The organism is Pseudomyxococcus flavus, assembly GCF_050038885.1.
In the GTDB taxonomy this organism is placed as follows: domain Bacteria; phylum Myxococcota; class Myxococcia; order Myxococcales; family Myxococcaceae; genus Myxococcus; species Myxococcus flavus.
The window spans coordinates 4,879,747-4,895,287 of sequence record NZ_CP143624.1 but is presented as its reverse complement, the minus strand read 5'-3'; the positions used below and the strand labels follow the sequence as shown (position 1 = coordinate 4,895,287).

Genomic DNA, 15,541 nt, shown 5'->3' with positions numbered 1-15,541 from the left:
AGAGTCCGGCCCGGTCATGGCTCCTGGTGCCCGGAACAGCTCGCGATGGCGTGACGCGCTGGGCTCGCTCTCCGCGCGGCTGCTGGTGGCCTTCCTGGTGCCCACCCTGCTCTTCGTCGCGGTGGCGGGCACATCCGTGTACCAGCTGGCGCGCTCCATCCTGGAAGAGGAGCTGGGCACCAGCCTCAGCGCCATCGCCGCCGCCACCGCCACCCAGGTCCACGGCGAGCGGCTGCTCACCATCGAGCCCGGCGACGACGTGACGGGGACGCGGACGTGGCGGAACTTCGTCCGTCACTTCGAGAACATCGCCGAGGCCAGCGGCGTGCGTCGCGTCTTCGCCGTGGACACCCAGGGCCGGGTGCGCGTGGACGTGGGGGGCAAGCTGCCCGTGGGCGTGGAGATGCCGGAGCTGGCGCGAGACAGGCTGGAGCTCACCCGCGTCTTCGCGGGTGCGCGCGTCGCCAGCCAGGTGCTCTTCACCGGCTCGGATGGGCGCCTCTACAAGACGGGCTATGCCCCCATCCTGTACGAAGGGCGCGTGGTGGGAGCCGTGGGCGTGGAGGGCAGCGCCGCCTTCTTCGGCCCGCTAAAGCAACTGTCGCGCACCTTCGCCAGCATGGGCGCGGTGGCCCTGGCCGCGCTCGCCCTCATCGCCGTGCTGACGGCGCGCGGACTGGCCCGGCCGCTGCGGCGGTTGATGGCGTCCGCGCTGCGAATCGGCCGGGGCGACCTGACGACGCCCGTGCCACCGGAGCCCACGCTGGAAATCGGCGTCCTCGCGCGCGAGCTGGAAGACATGCGCGGCGCGCTGGAGAGCCGGGACAGGCAGCTCAAGATGATGCTCGCGGGCGTGGCGCACGAGGTGCGCAACCCCATCGGGGGCATCGCGCTCTTCTCCGGCATCCTGAAGGAGGACCTCCAGTCCGGCACGCATGCCGAGGCGAGCGCGCACGTGGACCGCATCCAGCGCGAGGTCGCCTACCTCCAGCGCATCGTCGAGGACTTCCTCGCCTTCGCGCGCGAGCAGCCGCTGGCGCGCGCGCCGGTGGAGGCCCCTACCCTGCTCTCCGTCGCCTGTGAGCTGATGGCCGCCGAGGCCAGCGCCCGGGCCGTCTCCGTCGACCTGGACGCCGCGCCCGCGGTGCTGGAGGCGGACGGCAGTCTGCTGACCGCCGCGCTGGTGAACCTGGTGAAGAACGCGGTGCAGGCCTCGCCCCCAGGTGGCCGGGTGCAGGTGTCCGGCACTGCCACTGGCGGCCACTACACCATCCAGGTCCGTGACGCCGGCCCCGGGGTGCCCGCGCCGGAGCGGGAGCGCATCTTCGAGCCCTTCTTCACCACGCGCGAGAAGGGCACCGGCCTGGGGCTGCCCCTGGCGCGCAAGATTGCGCTCGCGCACGGCGGCGCGCTGCGGCTGGACTCCACGCCGGGCGACACGCGCTTCATCCTCACGCTGCCGCTGGGCACGTCGCGCACGGACCTCACCCCGTCGCGTTGAACTGCCGCGCCATGCGCGCCACCTCGTCGGAGACGACGGCCAGCGTGTTGGTGGCCTCCTGCGTGGACTCCAGCCGCTTCAGCGTGGCATCCATGAGCTGCGACAGGTCCGCGATGGCGTCGAAGATTTGCGCGAAGCCGGCGTCCTGCTGCGTCACCGCGGCGGCAATCTGCCGGGCGGCGGCGGAGTTCTCCTGGGAGATGCGAGACAGCTCCCGCAGCGAGTCCCCGGACGCCCGCATCTGGTCCAGGCCGGTGCCAATCGTCTGCACGCCCGCCTCGCCCATCTTCGCCGCGTCGCGAATGCCGTTGCTGATGTCTTGGAGGATGGTGCGGATGCGCCGGGTGGCCTGGATGGACTGGTCCGACAGGCCGCGAATCTCGCGGGCCACCACCGCGAAGCCCCGCCCCTGCTCGCCCGAGCGCGCCGCCTCGATGGCCGCGTTCACCGCCAGCAGGTGGGACTGGTCCGCCAGGTCCTTCACCGACTCGGTGATTTCGCCAATCTGCGTGGTGCTCTGCGCCAGCCGCACCAGGCGCTCCTGGATGCCGTCCACCACCCGGCGGATGTCCGCCAGCCCGGCGAGGCTCCGCTCGACGGCGGCCTCGCCCTGCTGTCCCAGCAGCTCCGAGCGGCGGGCCACCTGGAGCACGTCCTCCGCCCGCTCCACGGCCATCAGCGAGGTGCGCCGGATATCCTCCGACGTCATCTGCGCCTCATGCAGCGCCGACGCCTGCCGGACCAGGCTCTGCTGGTGCTCGTCATGGGACTCCCGCAGGTGGCGTCCCGCTCCGCTCAGCCGCGTGGCGGAGTCATTCAGCGACAGCGGCAGCTGCCGAAGCCGGACCAGCACCACGTTCATCCCGGCCGACAGGTCACCCATCTCGTCCGTGGAGACCCAGGCGGGCGAGATGACCCGACCGGCCGCCAGCGACTCGATGGCCGCGCCCACCGCGCCGGCGGCGCTGGACTGACGGCGCGCCAGCATCCACGTGGTGACGGCGGGAATCGCCAGGAGCCCGCCCACCCAGGCGAGCCCGAAGGCGAGCTCTCCCGCGAGCAGGTCCCCCATGCCCATCAACGCCTGCGCCGAGCCATGCGCGCCCTCCGCCACCAGCGCCTTGTGCAGCTCGTCCCGGATGCCTTGCAGCTTCACCAGCACCACGCACCCGCTCAACACCAGCGCGCAGAGGCTGGAGCCGATGAAGGTGGTGGGCATGAACCACGCCTGCCGGGGCCAGAAGAAGCCGCCCCCCTTGAGGACCTGCGTCGGGTCCTTCCGCTGCTCCTCCAGCGCCACCGGCAGCAACAGCCGCTCCAGCGAGACGCTGATGGGAAAGCCCAGCACCACGCCGAAGCAGACGCCGATGAGCGTCCCCAGCACGACGAGGGACAGGTCCTTCTTCCACAGAAGGCAGACGTGGAGGCTGAACCAGACGCCGCCCAGCGTCCACGCGCCCCAGGACGTGGCGATGGCGGCGCGCCACGGCAGCCGGAGGATGCGCGTCAGTCGCTCGCCCGGCGCGTCCTGGGGCCGCTCCCGCAGCGCGCCCTCCACCAGCAGGTGCAACATCATCGCGGGGTAGGCGATGCCCAGCCCCACGATGATGGGCGGCAGCACCCAGGCCACCGCCACCAGGCCCGACCAGCCCGTCACCCCCATGGCCATGCCATTGAGATACGCGGCGATGGGCGCCACCGGCAGCACCCACAACATGAACACCTTGAGCGCACGGCCTCGGTACTCCTGGATGACCTTGTCTTCGGCACTCATGCGACACATCCCCCCGAGGCCGCGGGCTCGCACCGCTCGGGTGGAGCCGGGTGTCCTCACCCGCGAGTACCTCACTGTCCACGCGAAGCGGACAGTGCCGACGGGGGAAGCTGCCGTCTTCCGGACAGAGCGCGCGCCACGAAGCGAGAGCGCGTGGGAAGCACGCTGGCAACACCCTGGAGGGATGTGCGCAGGTGTCGCGCGATTCAGCCGTTGCAGCACGCCTGGAGCGCGGCGGAATACAACTGCAAGGACTTGCGCGCGGCGGCCTGGACGCGGAAGGGCTCACCCGAGCTCGCGTCGGTGGACAGCTTGATGATTTCCAGCGCCTCCTCCGGGTGCAGGTCGTCATAGCGCGCGTGGACCTTGAGCCACATCATCGAGTACACGTCGATGCGCGCACCGTCCGCCGCATAGGCGCGAAAGGGCTCCGCCACCTCCCGGGTCCACACGCCGGTGATGCCCTCCACCGCCCAGTTGGACGCGGCCACGCCTTCGGCGAGCGTGCCGCGCGCACACGTGTCGAGCAGGTGCTCGTGCAGCGCCTGGACCTCTGGCAGCGGCCGCTGGGCGAAGACGGCGTCCGGCGACAAGCCAATGCCTTGCATCCAGTCGATGAACCACTCGGCGTGCTTCGCCTCCACGCCCAGGTTCTGGAGCAACCAGCGGCGGGCGCTCGCATCGCCCGGGCGTTTCCCGTAGGTCGTCTTCGCCAGCGACAACCCCATGTATTTGGGGAAGGACTCGACGATGAGGAAGAAGTTGGAGAGCACGCGCTGCCACTGCCGCAGCGGCGGGCGCTTGCCATCGGCCGTGGCGCGGAACAGCGGAGGCCAGCAGGCCGTGTCCCAGTCCTCGCGCAGGGACTCCAGCATCGACTCCAGCCAGCGCGGGTGCCCGGTGGGCACGAGCGCAGGGGGGCTGTAGCGGCGGGACGCGACTTCCGGATGAGCCAGCTCCTGCAGGACGGACGACATGGGCGATGCTCCTTGCTTCCCAGCGGGTGACAGGCCGACATGACCTCCCTCACCCGCCCAAGCGGGGCGGCATGGTCGCAATCGCTTTCCGGCGGCACCACCGGACCCAAGGCTGTCAGGTGGTGTTTCTCGTCTTTTGTTTCAAATCAGGGTGCGGACGTTCATGCACGGTCCGCGTCCCCACAGTGTCTGTGACCGTGGGGACGCCGGAGCTTCAGCAGCCAACGGCTTCAGGGGGAAGGCGCCACCACGCGCCGGGCCTTCTCCAGCATGCGCCGCAGCGGGGCTTCGTCCGCCCGCGTCATGGCCTCGTCCCAGGTGAGCCACTGCACGCCGGAGGATTCCGCCGGGTCATGCACCAGGGCCTCGGGGTTCTCCGCCACCACGAGGAAGCGCACGTCCAGGTGGTGATGCTCGGGCTCGTCGCGGCGCGCGGGGATGGTGTGGATGTCCACGTCCAGCGGCCGGGGCGCGGTGGGATGGAGGGACACGCGGCAGCCGGTCTCCTCGCGCGCCTCTCGCAGCGCGGTGGCCGCCATGCTGCCGGCATCCGTGACATCCGCGTGACCGCCAGGTTGCAGCCAGCGCCGCAGCTTGCGGTGGTGCAGCATCACGACGCGCGCGCCCGCGGGGTCCACCACCACCGCGCTGCCCGTGAAGTGGGCCTCCAGCTGAGACCGGGAGAAGGGCTGCGCCAGGACCCGGGCGAAGTGGCGCATGCGCTCCAAGTCATCACGCTCCTTCGCATCCTCGGGGACATGGCTCGCGAGCAGCTGCTGGAGGGCCGCGGCGGAAGGGGCGGTGGATTCCATGCCTCCCCGTACTGCGCCGGGCCGGGAGGCGCCAGCACCTTCGCACGCCGGGTACCCGACGCTCGCGCCGAGGCGGTGGAGCGGCCCCGTGCGGATGTGCTCTCATGCGGCCGCCCCGGGGAGGCCGGCCTGGGGGGGCAGGGAGACCCGAGTCACACCATGGCGCGCATCCTCGTCATCGACGACCACGACACGCTGCGGGAAGGGATGGCGGTCACCCTCACCCGCTCCGGCCACTCCGTGTCCGCGGTGCGCAACGGACAGGATGGCCTGGCCGCATACCGCAAGGCGCCCTTCGATCTCGTCATCACCGACCTGAAGATGGACGGAATGGACGGCATCGAGGTGACGAAGTCCCTCAAGGCGCTGGACGCGGCCGCCGTCGTCATGGTGGTGACGGCCTTCGGCACCATCGAGACCGCCGTGCAGGCGATGCAGGAGGGCGCCTATGACTTCATCACCAAGCCCTTCCCGCCCGAGGTGCTGCGCGCCAAGGTGGACAAGGGGCTGGAGCTGGCCTCCACGCGCAAGCAGGTGGAGCGGCTGACGGCGCGCACCGCCGCGCACGACTCGGACGCGGCGCTCACCCACGGCAGCCTGGTGGGCGACAGCGAGCCCATGCAGCGGCTGCTGTCCCAGGTGCTCAAGGTGGCGCAGAGCGACGCCACGGTGCTGGTGCGCGGCGAGAGCGGCACCGGCAAGGAGCTGGTGGCACGCATGCTCCACCAGCGCTCGCCGCGCCGGGACGGCCCCTTCGTCGTCGTGCACTGCGCGGCGCTGGCGGAGACGCTGCTGGAGAGCGAGCTGTTCGGCCACGAGCGCGGCGCCTTCACCGGCGCGGTGAAGCGCAAGCTGGGCCGCTTCGAGCTCGCCGACGGGGGCACGCTCTTCCTGGACGAGATTGGGGAGATTCCCGCCTCCGTGCAGACGAAGCTCCTCCGCGTGCTCCAGGAGAAGGAGATCCAGCGCGTGGGCGGCGAGGACACGCTCAAGGTGGACGTGCGCGTGGTGAGCGCCACGCACCGCGACCTCCAGGCCGAGGTGAAGGCCGGCAGATTCCGCGAGGACCTCTACTACCGGCTGCACATCGTCCCGCTGGTGCTGCCGCCCCTGCGCGAGCGCCCCGAGGACATCCCCGTGCTGGCCCGGCACTTCGTGGCCAAGCACGCCATGCGGGTGAACCGGCGGGTGACGGGACTGGACGACAGCGCGCTGCGCGCCCTGGCCCGACACGCGTGGCCCGGCAACGTGCGCGAGCTGGAGAACGTCATCGAGCAGGCCCTCGTCTTCGCGGAGGGCGAGCGGCTCACCGACCTGGACCTGCCCTCGCACCTCACCGCCAGCGGCACCCCGCGCGTCGAGGCGGGCCTGCCCGTGCTCCAGGGCGACCGCCCCCTCCCCGACATCCTCGAGGACCTGGAGCGGCAGCTCATCGCCCGCGCCTACGAGAAGGCCGGCGGCGTGAAGACGGAGACGGCGCGCCTGCTGGGCATCAAGACGTCCGCGCTGTACTACAAGCTGGAGAAGTACGGGTTTCTCCCCAAGGGCCTGCCCACCGAGGAGGCCTGAGCCTCGAAAATCCGTCGTCCGCGCCCCACCCCCATGACTTTTCACCGGTGTCCCACCTCCACCCCCTTCCCTCCGGACGCCCCAGGTGTCCGGAATTGTTGGGGTCTGATCCGCTCCGCCGCTCCCGAACGGGCGGGCAGGCTGGCACCCGCCTTGCTTCGAGTGCGCCCTTGATGAACCCCCGCTCCCTCGCCCTCCTGCTGACCCTGCTCCTGGCCGTTCCCGGTCAGGCCGCGTCCGGGCTGGAGGCGGTGCGGGGACGGGCGCAGGCGGCGCGCACGGAGACGCGCACCCTCCGGGGGCAGCAGCAGGCGCTGCGTGACGAGCTCAACGGGCTGGCGACGCGCATCGAAGCGCTGAAGACGCAGCGCCAGGGCCGGCTGACCGCGGGCACCGAGCTGGAGGACGCACTGCGTCGCTCGCAGGAGCTGAGCGGCCAGCTCACGGGCCTGGCGCAGGCGGTGGTGGCGGCGGAGGGCGAGTCGGAGCGCGCCCACCTGGCGCTGCACACCGCGCTGTCGGAGGAGCTGAACCGGCTGCGCGTGGCGTGGGACGGGACGACGGACCGGGACCAGCGCGCGAAGCTGCTGGAGGCCATGCGTTCCATTCGCGCCGAGCGTGAGGCGGTCCGCACGGCGCTGCCCGCGTCGCGGGTGCCCGCGCTGGACAGGTCCTCGGCGGGCGGGGACGACCCGGAGGACCTGCTGGCCCAGGCAGACACGCTGCGCGACACCGAGGACAAGGTGCGCGAGCGGCTGAAGGCCCTGCGTGGACGCATCACCGAGGTGCGCGAGGAGCGCGACCTGGACCGGCGCATGAACGACTTCCTCGGCGAGGAGTCCATGTTCGACGACCAGGACCGGCGGCTCCGCCTGCGGCTGGGCAGCGACCGGACCCTCCAGGTGGAGCGCTCGGGGCCGGACGCCCCGGCCTTCCAGGGCGACGGCGTGGCCGCACCGCCCGCGCCGGGCGGGCGGCCCAACGACGAGAACAGCGGGCCAACGGACCGCCCGCCGTTTCCGATGTCGGACTACGCCCGGGCGACCGACCGGCGCCCCCAGGTGGAGACGCAGCGCGCCCAGGACCTGGCCGCGGGCGGTGCCGTGGACCTGTCGGCGATGGAAGCCGAGGCCGCGCGACTGGAAGCGCTGGCCTCCGAGCTGGATGGCCGCGCCTCGAAGCTGGAGCGGCGCGCCCGGGAGATGGACGGCCCCTGAAAGCGGGCCGCGCACGGTGCCGGGCTACAGCAGCCCGGTCTCCACCTGGAGCCTCACCACCGCCTGCAGCCGCACCTCGCGCTCCGGCATGCGCCCGCGACCACGGACGATGATGCTCATGGTGGGCGCGGAGACGAAGGGCTGGAGCTCCACGTTGTCCACGCGCAGCGACAGCACGGGGTTGGGCATCCGCAGGTCCAGCGCCGCGACGTCCTGACGTGAGGCGATGCGCGCCTCGCGGTCCCCGGCCCGGGCGTAGAACTCCACGGAGTCCAGGAAGGTGAGGTCCTGGTCGTTGGGGCTGAGGACCTTGAGCGTCAAGGAATCCACCTTGACGGATGTCACCTCGCTCTTGCGAATTCCCTGGTTCTGGAAGTCCGTGTTCTTGTCGAAGTCCAACCCCGAGAAGCTGCTGATGGCGGGGAGCCCGTTGAGAAGCGTCTCGACGCCAGGGGGGCCCGCGGGCACGGTCGTCTCCCCTCTCACCTCGGTGGTGAACGAAGAGGAGGCACAGGCAGCCAGGCCAAGACTGGCCGCCGCCAGGAGGGACACGAGGCGCATGCGCTCAATGTAACGGGCTGCCCGGGGCCTCGTCACCGTCGGGAGCGACCGGACGGCCGCCCCCGCCTTCCAGGGACGGGGTATGGTGCCCGCGCCGTGGCCCGCTCCTGTGCACCGCTGCTGTCCGTCCTCGCCATGCTCGCCGCGGGCCGTGCGCCCGCCGCCGAGTGGGACGGGGCGCTGAGGGGCACCGGGCGCCTCATGCTGGACACCAACGCGCCCCGGGACTACGCGGACCGGCTCACGCCCGCGCCCACGCGCGACCTCGCCCTGAGCCTGCTGGGCTCCGCGGAGGGGCGTGGCACCTTCGACCGGGCCCAGCTGGTGGGACGCTACGAAGTGGGCGCGCGCAAGTACCTCCGCTACACGGAGGAGGACACGCTGGTGCAGTCCGGCGCGCTGGAGGCGTCCCACGCCCTGGGCACGGCCATGGGCATCGGCCTGGAGGGCCATGCGAAGGACCGGCGGGGCGGCTCGCGCTCGTACTCGGACCTGGGCGCCACCGCCTTCCTGGAGTACGCGCCGGACGTCCGGCTGGCACTGAGGGTGCGCGCGGGCGCCCGGCGCTTCGTGTACCGGCCGGACCCCACCGCCAACTTCGGTGGCCCCGAGGTGGGGGTGCTGGGCCGCTACCGCTTCAACCGCCGGCACAGCCTGTCCGTCTTCGGGGACTGGAACTCGCGGCGCTTCGGCACCGCGCCCCGGGCCCGGCCTCCGGCGACCGGAGGCTCTTCAGGGCTCCTCCCCGGGCGGCGCCAGGATGGGGCCCTGACGGCGGGCGCGTCGTACACCTACCGGGGGCCGCTGGCCCTGGGCGTGACGTACGCCTTCCAGGAAATCTCCTCCAACAGCTACGGCGAGACGCTCCAGCGCCACCGGCTGTCCGCCAACGCCGGCATCCGCCTGCCCTGGCGGGTGACGCTGCTGGCGCAGGGCTCGCTGGGCTTCACCGGATACCCGGACGGCATCTATCTCTCCCCGGAAATCATCCTGGTGGAGGAGGACGAGGGGCAGAACTCGCTGTCGGTGAAGCTGGCCCGCCCCCTGACGGAGTCACTGGACTTCGAGATGGCCTGGGGGGTGTGGAGCACCCGGCTGCCCCGGAACGACCTCACCTACACGCGCCAGGTCTTCAGCACCGGGTTCACCTGGCGCTACTGAGCGCGGGCTACTCCAGGTCGGCGATGCGCTCGTCGATTTCCTCGGCGAGCCCCGGGTGCCCCTGGGCCAGGGCGTGCTCGCGGGCGCGGCCCAGCACCTCGCGGGCCTTCGCGGGCTCCCCGGCCCCTGCCCAGGCGTCTCCGAGGGCCACCAGGGCGGCGGCATAGGAGGGGTCCAGCCGGACGGCGGACTCCAGGGCCGCCGCGGCGTCGGCGTACTGCCGCCGCTCCAGGTACAGCTTCCCGAGGGAGAAATGGCTCATGGGGGAGTCCGGGAAGTCCGCCACCATCTTCTTGAACTGTTCCAGCCGGGCGTCGCTCATGGACACCAGGAGATAGAGGACCGCTTCCGTGTTGCCAAGGGTGCGGTAGGGTGCGCCGCACATGGCCACGAAGAAGAAGACGACCGCGAAAAAGAGCACCACCCGGGCCCCGGCGGCCCGGAAGAAGACCGTGTCGGGCAAGACGCCCGCCAAGAAGAAGGCCCCCGTCGCCAAGAAGGCCGCGGCGGCGAAGAAGGCCCCCGCGAAGAAGAAGGCGAAGCTCCCCGTCGCGCCGCCCCAGAAGACGGGCCCCGCGGAGAACCCGGCCGCCAAGGCGCTGGCGCATCGCATTGGCAACCTGCTGGTGGACAAGAAGGCGCAGGACGTCGTCATCCTCGACGTGCGGGGCATGACGTCCTACGCGGACTACTTCGTCATCGCCTCCGGTGAGAGCGACCGTCAGGTGAGCGCCATGGCGGAGAACGTCCAGGTGCAGCTCAAGACGGGTGACGAGCCCCTGCGCCCCATCGGCACCGAGGGCCTGGAGACGGGCCAGTGGGTGCTGCTCGACTACGGCGAGGTGGTGGCGCACCTGTTCCTCACGGACCTGCGCGCGCACTACGACCTCGAGGGCCTCTGGGCCGACGCGTCGAGGGAGAAGCTGGCCTGAGGTGAAGGTCCGGCTCCTCTCCATCGGCAAGGACCGCTCGGGCCTGTACGAGCCCGCGGTCCAGGAGTACGCCCGGCGCCTGGGCCACTACACCCGCTTCGAGCTGGTGGAGCTGGCCGAGGCGAGTGGCAAGCGCCTCAAGCCCGGCGACGCGAAGGCCGCCGAGGCCGAGGCGATTCTCGCCAGGCGCAAGCCCCAGGACTGGCTGGTGGCCCTGGACGAGCGCGGCTCGCTGCTCGACTCCGTGGAGCTCAGCCGCTACGTCGAAAAGGCCCAGACGGGCGCCAAGGACCTGCTGTTCGTCATCGGCGGTGACGAGGGCCTGGACGCGCGCGTGCGCGACGCGGCGAACCTCACGCTGTCGCTGTCGAAGATGACCTTGCCCCACCGGCTGGCGCGCGTGGTGCTCATCGAACAGCTCTACCGCGCCTTCACCATCCTCAAGGGCGAGCCGTACCACAAGTAGGCGGCCGGGCCCGGGACGCGGCGCCTTGCCACCGTCAGGCGTGGAACGCAGGTGCCGTCCACCGGCACATGCGACCCGACGCTCCTTCCGAACCCCTTTCTCCTCCCGCGGCTCCGGCGGCGAGCGTGCGTGTCATTGCCTCCTCCCAATCCTGGGTGGAGGGCGAGGCCGTCCGGCAATTGGAGGCCATGGCGCGCCTGCCCGGCATGACGCTGGCGGTGGGGCTCCCCGACCTCCACCCGGGCAAGGGCGCTCCGGTGGGCGCGGCCTTCCTCTCCGAGGGCTTCCTCTATCCCTACCTGGTGGGCAGTGACATCGGCTGTGGCATGGGCCTGTGGAACGTGGACCTGCCGGCGCGCAAGGCGAAACCGGAGCGCTGGGCAGGCAAGCTGGACCTGGAGGGCCCGTGGGCGGGGGACACGGAAGGTTTCCTCCAGGAGCACGGCGTGAAGTCCTCGGGCTTCGAGGCCGCGCTGGGCACGGTGGGCGGCGGCAACCACTTCGCCGAGCTCCAGCGGGTGGACGCCGTGCATGACGCGAAGGCCTTCCACGCCCTGGGCCTCTCCGCCGAGCGTCTGCTGCTCCTGGTGCACTCCGGCTCACGCGGGCTGGGCGAGGCGATTCTCCGGGCCCACGTGGACCGGCACGCCGCGGGGGGATTGGCGGACGATTCTGCGGAGGCGCGGACCTATCTCACCCGGCATGACCACGCGGTGGCGTGGGGACGCGCCAACCGCGCGCTGGTGGCGCGGCGCATGCTGGATGGCATTGGCGCCCTGGGACAGCGGGTCCTGGACGTGTGCCACAACAGCGTCACCCCTCGGCGTGACGCGAGGCGGACGCAGTGGCTGCACCGCAAGGGCGCGGCGCCCGCGGACGAGGGACCGGTGGTGATTCCCGGCAGCCGGGGCGCGCTGAGCTACCTGGTGGTTCCCACGGGCGACAGCCTCACCAGCGCGCACAGCCTGGCCCACGGCGCCGGCCGCAAGTGGACGCGCACCGCCGCGCGTGAGCGCATGCGCGAGCGCTTCACCGCGGAATCCCTGACGCGGACTTCCTTCAAGAGCCACGTGGTGTGTGAGGACAGGGACCTCCTCTTCGAGGAGGCGCCGCCCGCGTACAAGCCCATCGACCGCGTGGTGACGGACCTGGTGGAGGCCGGGCTGGTCCGCGTGGTGGCCACCCTGGCTCCGGTCCTCACATACAAGACGCGCGCGAGGGCGGAGTAGGCTCCCGACATGCAGGACTTCATCGAACCCGGCTCCCCGGACGTGACCTCCGCCATGGTCGCCAACCAGGTGGAGCACATGACGTACCTCGCGCGGAGACTCCCGGGGGCGTTCGTCCAGGACACGCCCGGGCTGCTCCTCGTCGACTCCGGCCTTCCGTGCGACACGTTCAACGTGGTGTGCCGCACCCGACTCTCCGGGCACGCCGTGGCGGCGCGCATCACCTCGGCGCTCCACCACTTCCGGAGCAAGGCCGCGCCCTTCTCGTGGTGGGTGGACCCCGACGCCACGCCGCTGGACCTGGACACGTACCTGTCCGCCCAGGGACTGGCCTTCGCCGAAAAGGAGCAGGGCATGTCCCTGGACCTGTCCAGGCTGCCCACCGGACTCACGCTTCCTCCCGGGCTCCGCGTCCAGCGCGCCATGGATGCGCGAACCCTGGCGGACTTCGCTCGCGTCGTGGCCGCGAACTGGGAGCCAGCCGACCCGCATGTGGTGGACTTCTACGCGAGGAGCGCGGACGTCGCGCTCGCGCCCGACAGCCCCATCCGCTTCTTCGTGGGCTACCTGGACGGCGAGCCCGTCGCCGCCAGTGAGTGCCACCTGGCGTGGGGCGTCGCGGGACTCTATTCGGTGGCCACCGTGAAACACGCGCGGCGGCGCGGCATCGGCGGCGCCCTCACGCTGGCGCCGCTGCTGGAGGCCCGGGAGGTCGGATACCGGACAGCCACCCTCCAGGCCTCCGCCGAAGGGCAGCGTGTCTATTCCCGGCTGGGCTTCCTCCCCGGTGGCGTCTTCCGCGAGTACCGGTAGCGGCCCCACTTTTTGTCCTCTCCCGTCCGGCGCCCGCGTGGTTAGGGTTCGGGGCATGACGCCCGCGCACAAGGTCCTGCTCTGCATCCTGGATGGCTGGGGTATCCGCCAGGAGCGCGACAACAACGCCATTCTCCTGGCTGGCACGCCGCACCTCGACAAGCTGGCCAGCCCCTACCCCTTCACGGAGCTGCAGACGGCGGGCCTGGCCGTGGGCCTGCCCGAGGGGCAGATGGGCAACTCCGAGGTGGGCCACACCAACATCGGCGCGGGCCGAATCGTCTACCAGGACCTGGTGCGCATCAACCGCGCCGCGGAGTCCGGCGAGCTGGCGCAGAACCCCGTGCTGCGCGCCGCCCTGGATGGGGTGAAGGCGGACGGCAAGGCCCTGCACCTGCTGGGGCTGGTGTCGCCGGGCGGCGTCCACTCCTCCATGGACCACCTGTTCGCGCTGCTCAAGGCCGCGAAGGAGCGCAACGTGGCCCACGTCTACGTGCACGCCTTCCTCGACGGGCGCGACACGCCGCCCCAGAGCGCCCTGGGCTACGTGGAGGAGCTGGAGCGCTTCCTCCACGAGACGCACACCGGCCGCATCGCCACCGTGAGCGGGCGCTACTATGCCATGGACCGCGACAAGCGCTGGGACCGCGTGCAGCAGGCCTACGAGGCGCTGGTGTTCGGCCGCGGGCCCAAGGCGCCGGACGCGCTGAGCGCCATCCGCGCGTCCTACGCGGAGAAGGTCACCGATGAGTTCGTGAAGCCCACGGTGCTGGCGGGCGGGGATGGCACGCCGGTGGGCCGCATCCAGGACGGCGACGCGGTGCTGTTCTTCAACTTCCGCGCGGACCGCGCGCGGGAGCTGACCCAGGCGCTGGCGTTCCCCGAGTTCAAGGAGTTCGACCGGGGCGGGCTGCGACTGGGCCGCTACCTGTGCATGACCCAGTACGACGAGACGTTCAAGCTGCCGGCGCTCTTCGAGCCGGACCAGCCGCAGGACATCTTCCCGGAGCTGCTGTCGCGCCAGGGGCTGCGCCAGTTCCGCACGGCGGAGACGGAGAAGTACGCGCACGTCACCTTCTTCTTCAACGGCGGCCGCGAGGTCGTCTACGCGGGCGAGGACCGGCACCTGGTGCCCAGCCCGCGCGACGTGAAGACGTATGACTTGAAGCCGGAGATGTCCGCCTATGAGGTGACGGCCGAGCTGGTGAAGCGGCTCGACTCCGGCGCGTACGACTTCGCGCTGGTGAACTTCGCCAACCCGGACATGGTGGGCCACAGCGGCCGGCTGGACGCGGCGATGAAGGCCGTGAAGGCGGTGGACGAGTGCCTGGGCATCCTGGGCAAGGCCTGCGAGCGCAATGGCTGGGTGCTGGCCATCTCCGCCGACCACGGCAACTGCGAGCAGATGGTGGACCTGGAGACGGGTGAGCCCCACACCGCGCACACGCTCAACCCGGTGCCCTTCCACCTCATCCACCCGGACTTCCGGGGACAGAAGCTGCGCCCGGGCATCCTCGCGGACATCGCGCCCACGCTGTGCAAGGTGATGGGGCTGCCACAGTCGAAGGAGATGAACCGGCAGGGACTGCTGCCGTGACACGCCGGGGGCTCGGCCGGTGCTGAAGGCGCTGCTGGACTTGCTGTATCCCCCTTCGTGCCTCGCGTGCACGAAGGTGCTGCCGGGCCCCGAGGGCTTCTTCTGCGAGACGTGCGACACCGCGGTGGAGCGGCTTCCCCCCGCGTGCTGCCGCACGTGCGCGGAGCCGGGGGCCTTTCCCGGAGGCGTGTGCCCCCGGTGCCGGGCCGCGCCGCCGCCGTTCAGCCGTGCCTGGGCGCCCTTCGCGCACGAGGGCCCCGTGGCGCGCGCCATCCACCGCTTCAAGTACGAGGACCATCCCAACCTCGCGGGGCCCCTGGCGGAGCTGCTGGCGGGAGAGGCGCGCAGCTTCCTCGCCCAGGCGCCCGCGCTGGTGGTCGCCCTGCCCCTGCATGAGCGCCGCTACCACGCGCGCAAGTACGACCAGGCGCAGCTGCTGGCGGGCGCGCTGGCGAGGGCCACGGAGCGCAAGGCGCCGGTGGGCCTGCTGACGCGGCACCGCGAGACGCAGCGACAGGTGGGGCTGAGCGAGGCGGAGCGGGCGAGCAACGTCGCGGGCGCGTTCACCGCGTCCTCGAAAGTCTCGGGACAGCGCGTGCTGCTGGTGGACGACGTGTTCACCACCGGCGCCACCGCCAGGGCGGCGGCCTCGGCACTCCGTGAGGCCGGCGCCATCCACGTGGAGATGCTCACGCTGGCACGGGCCTTCAGCCTGAGCTGAGTGGGAGGCGCCCCTGGCCATGCCCGAAGCGGGCCTCGCCCAGGTCGAAGCACAGACGCTGACCAGGGCATTCCGGCTGGACTGAGCATGCGGCGCTACTTCCGCGAGCCTCGGGCCCGTACCAGGAACGCCTCCGAGGCGCGCGACCTGGAGCAGCGCGTCGACGCGTTCATGATCCGGCATGAGGCATTCCATGACGCGGACGCTCGAC

General features: G+C 71.5%; 15 protein-coding genes. 10 read left to right on the top strand and 5 right to left on the bottom strand.

The window, feature by feature from the left end; translation table 11 throughout:
* Positions 1-16: 16 nt before the first annotated feature.
* Complete coding sequence (locus VZL07_RS20475) at positions 17-1,501, top strand: ATP-binding protein (RefSeq protein WP_426749235.1); 1,485 nt, start codon at positions 17-19, stop codon at positions 1,499-1,501.
* Here VZL07_RS20475 and VZL07_RS20470 read toward each other — a convergent pair.
* The 3 genes from VZL07_RS20470 to VZL07_RS20460 form a co-directional block, all read right to left on the bottom strand.
* On the bottom strand, positions 1,485-3,275 hold the full coding sequence (locus VZL07_RS20470; RefSeq protein ID WP_426749234.1) for a methyl-accepting chemotaxis protein: 1,791 nt from the start codon (positions 3,273-3,275) through the stop codon (positions 1,485-1,487). The two genes, VZL07_RS20475 and VZL07_RS20470, sit on opposite strands and share 17 nt — an antisense overlap.
* Positions 3,276-3,481: 206 nt before the next feature.
* On the bottom strand, positions 3,482-4,252 hold the full coding sequence (locus VZL07_RS20465) for a TenA family transcriptional regulator (RefSeq protein ID WP_426749233.1): 771 nt from the start codon (positions 4,250-4,252) through the stop codon (positions 3,482-3,484).
* Positions 4,253-4,482: 230 nt separating this feature from the next.
* Complete coding sequence (locus VZL07_RS20460) at positions 4,483-5,064, bottom strand: NUDIX hydrolase (protein WP_426749232.1); 582 nt, start codon at positions 5,062-5,064, stop codon at positions 4,483-4,485.
* Positions 5,065-5,223: 159 nt separating this feature from the next.
* On the opposite strand from VZL07_RS20460, the gene VZL07_RS20455 reads away from it, so the two are divergent.
* Both VZL07_RS20455 and VZL07_RS20450 read left to right on the top strand, forming a co-directional pair.
* Positions 5,224-6,633 (top strand): sigma-54-dependent transcriptional regulator, encoded by a 1,410-nt coding sequence (locus tag VZL07_RS20455; RefSeq protein WP_426749230.1) that lies wholly within the window; start codon positions 5,224-5,226, stop codon positions 6,631-6,633.
* Between the two features lie 173 nt (positions 6,634-6,806).
* Positions 6,807-7,850 (top strand): TetR family transcriptional regulator, encoded by a 1,044-nt coding sequence (locus VZL07_RS20450; RefSeq protein WP_426749228.1) that lies wholly within the window; start codon positions 6,807-6,809, stop codon positions 7,848-7,850.
* Between the two features lie 24 nt (positions 7,851-7,874).
* Here the strand turns inward: VZL07_RS20450 and VZL07_RS20445 are convergent, their stop codons facing one another.
* Positions 7,875-8,411, bottom strand: a complete 537-nt coding sequence (locus VZL07_RS20445; RefSeq protein WP_426749227.1) for a hypothetical protein — start codon at positions 8,409-8,411, stop codon at positions 7,875-7,877.
* A gap of 96 nt (positions 8,412-8,507) precedes the next feature.
* On the opposite strand from VZL07_RS20445, the gene VZL07_RS20440 reads away from it, so the two are divergent.
* Positions 8,508-9,572 (top strand): hypothetical protein, encoded by a 1,065-nt coding sequence (locus VZL07_RS20440; protein WP_426749226.1) that lies wholly within the window; start codon positions 8,508-8,510, stop codon positions 9,570-9,572.
* Between the two features lie 7 nt (positions 9,573-9,579).
* On the opposite strand, the gene VZL07_RS20435 is transcribed toward VZL07_RS20440, so the two are convergent.
* Complete coding sequence (locus VZL07_RS20435; RefSeq protein ID WP_426749225.1) at positions 9,580-10,035, bottom strand: tetratricopeptide repeat protein; 456 nt, start codon at positions 10,033-10,035, stop codon at positions 9,580-9,582.
* Here VZL07_RS20435 and rsfS point away from each other — a divergent pair.
* The 6 genes from rsfS (at position 9,956) to VZL07_RS20405 (ending at position 15,330) form a co-directional block, all read left to right on the top strand.
* Complete coding sequence (gene rsfS / locus VZL07_RS20430; protein ID WP_426749224.1) at positions 9,956-10,504, top strand: ribosome silencing factor; 549 nt, start codon at positions 9,956-9,958, stop codon at positions 10,502-10,504. The genes VZL07_RS20435 and rsfS overlap by 80 nt on opposite strands.
* 1 nt (position 10,505) lies before the next feature.
* Positions 10,506-10,970 (top strand): 23S rRNA (pseudouridine(1915)-N(3))-methyltransferase RlmH, encoded by a 465-nt coding sequence (locus VZL07_RS20425; RefSeq protein ID WP_426749223.1) that lies wholly within the window; start codon positions 10,506-10,508, stop codon positions 10,968-10,970.
* Between the two features lie 68 nt (positions 10,971-11,038).
* Entirely contained in the window at positions 11,039-12,199 is a 1,161-nt protein-coding gene (locus VZL07_RS20420) for an RNA ligase RtcB family protein (protein WP_426749222.1), read from the top strand.
* A 9-nt stretch (positions 12,200-12,208) separates the two neighbouring features.
* A complete protein-coding gene (locus VZL07_RS20415) occupies positions 12,209-13,012 on the top strand; it encodes a GNAT family N-acetyltransferase (RefSeq protein WP_426749220.1) in 804 nt (267 codons plus the stop codon).
* 55 nt (positions 13,013-13,067) lie between these two features.
* Entirely contained in the window at positions 13,068-14,609 is a 1,542-nt protein-coding gene (gpmI, locus tag VZL07_RS20410) for a 2,3-bisphosphoglycerate-independent phosphoglycerate mutase (RefSeq protein WP_426749219.1), read from the top strand.
* Between the two features lie 19 nt (positions 14,610-14,628).
* Positions 14,629-15,330, top strand: coding sequence for a ComF family protein (locus tag VZL07_RS20405; protein ID WP_426749218.1), 702 nt, complete (start codon positions 14,629-14,631; stop codon positions 15,328-15,330).
* Positions 15,331-15,541: the final 211 nt, after the last annotated feature.

Bases quoted from the DNA above. Each gene is read 5' to 3' on its own strand.
- VZL07_RS20475 (WP_426749235.1), top strand. From the start codon at position 17: ATGGCTCCTGGTGCCCGGAACAGCTCGCGATGGCGTGACGCGCTGGGC.
- VZL07_RS20470 (WP_426749234.1), bottom strand. From the start codon at position 3,275: ATGAGTGCCGAAGACAAGGTCATCCAGGAGTACCGAGGCCGTGCGCTC.
- VZL07_RS20465 (WP_426749233.1), bottom strand. From the start codon at position 4,252: ATGTCGTCCGTCCTGCAGGAGCTGGCTCATCCGGAAGTCGCGTCCCGC.
- VZL07_RS20460 (WP_426749232.1), bottom strand. From the start codon at position 5,064: ATGGAATCCACCGCCCCTTCCGCCGCGGCCCTCCAGCAGCTGCTCGCG.
- VZL07_RS20455 (WP_426749230.1), top strand. From the start codon at position 5,224: ATGGCGCGCATCCTCGTCATCGACGACCACGACACGCTGCGGGAAGGG.
- VZL07_RS20450 (WP_426749228.1), top strand. From the start codon at position 6,807: ATGAACCCCCGCTCCCTCGCCCTCCTGCTGACCCTGCTCCTGGCCGTT.
- VZL07_RS20445 (WP_426749227.1), bottom strand. From the start codon at position 8,411: ATGCGCCTCGTGTCCCTCCTGGCGGCGGCCAGTCTTGGCCTGGCTGCC.
- rsfS (WP_426749224.1), top strand. From the start codon at position 9,956: ATGGCCACGAAGAAGAAGACGACCGCGAAAAAGAGCACCACCCGGGCC.
- VZL07_RS20420 (WP_426749222.1), top strand. From the start codon at position 11,039: ATGCGACCCGACGCTCCTTCCGAACCCCTTTCTCCTCCCGCGGCTCCG.
- VZL07_RS20415 (WP_426749220.1), top strand. From the start codon at position 12,209: ATGCAGGACTTCATCGAACCCGGCTCCCCGGACGTGACCTCCGCCATG.
- gpmI (WP_426749219.1), top strand. From the start codon at position 13,068: ATGACGCCCGCGCACAAGGTCCTGCTCTGCATCCTGGATGGCTGGGGT.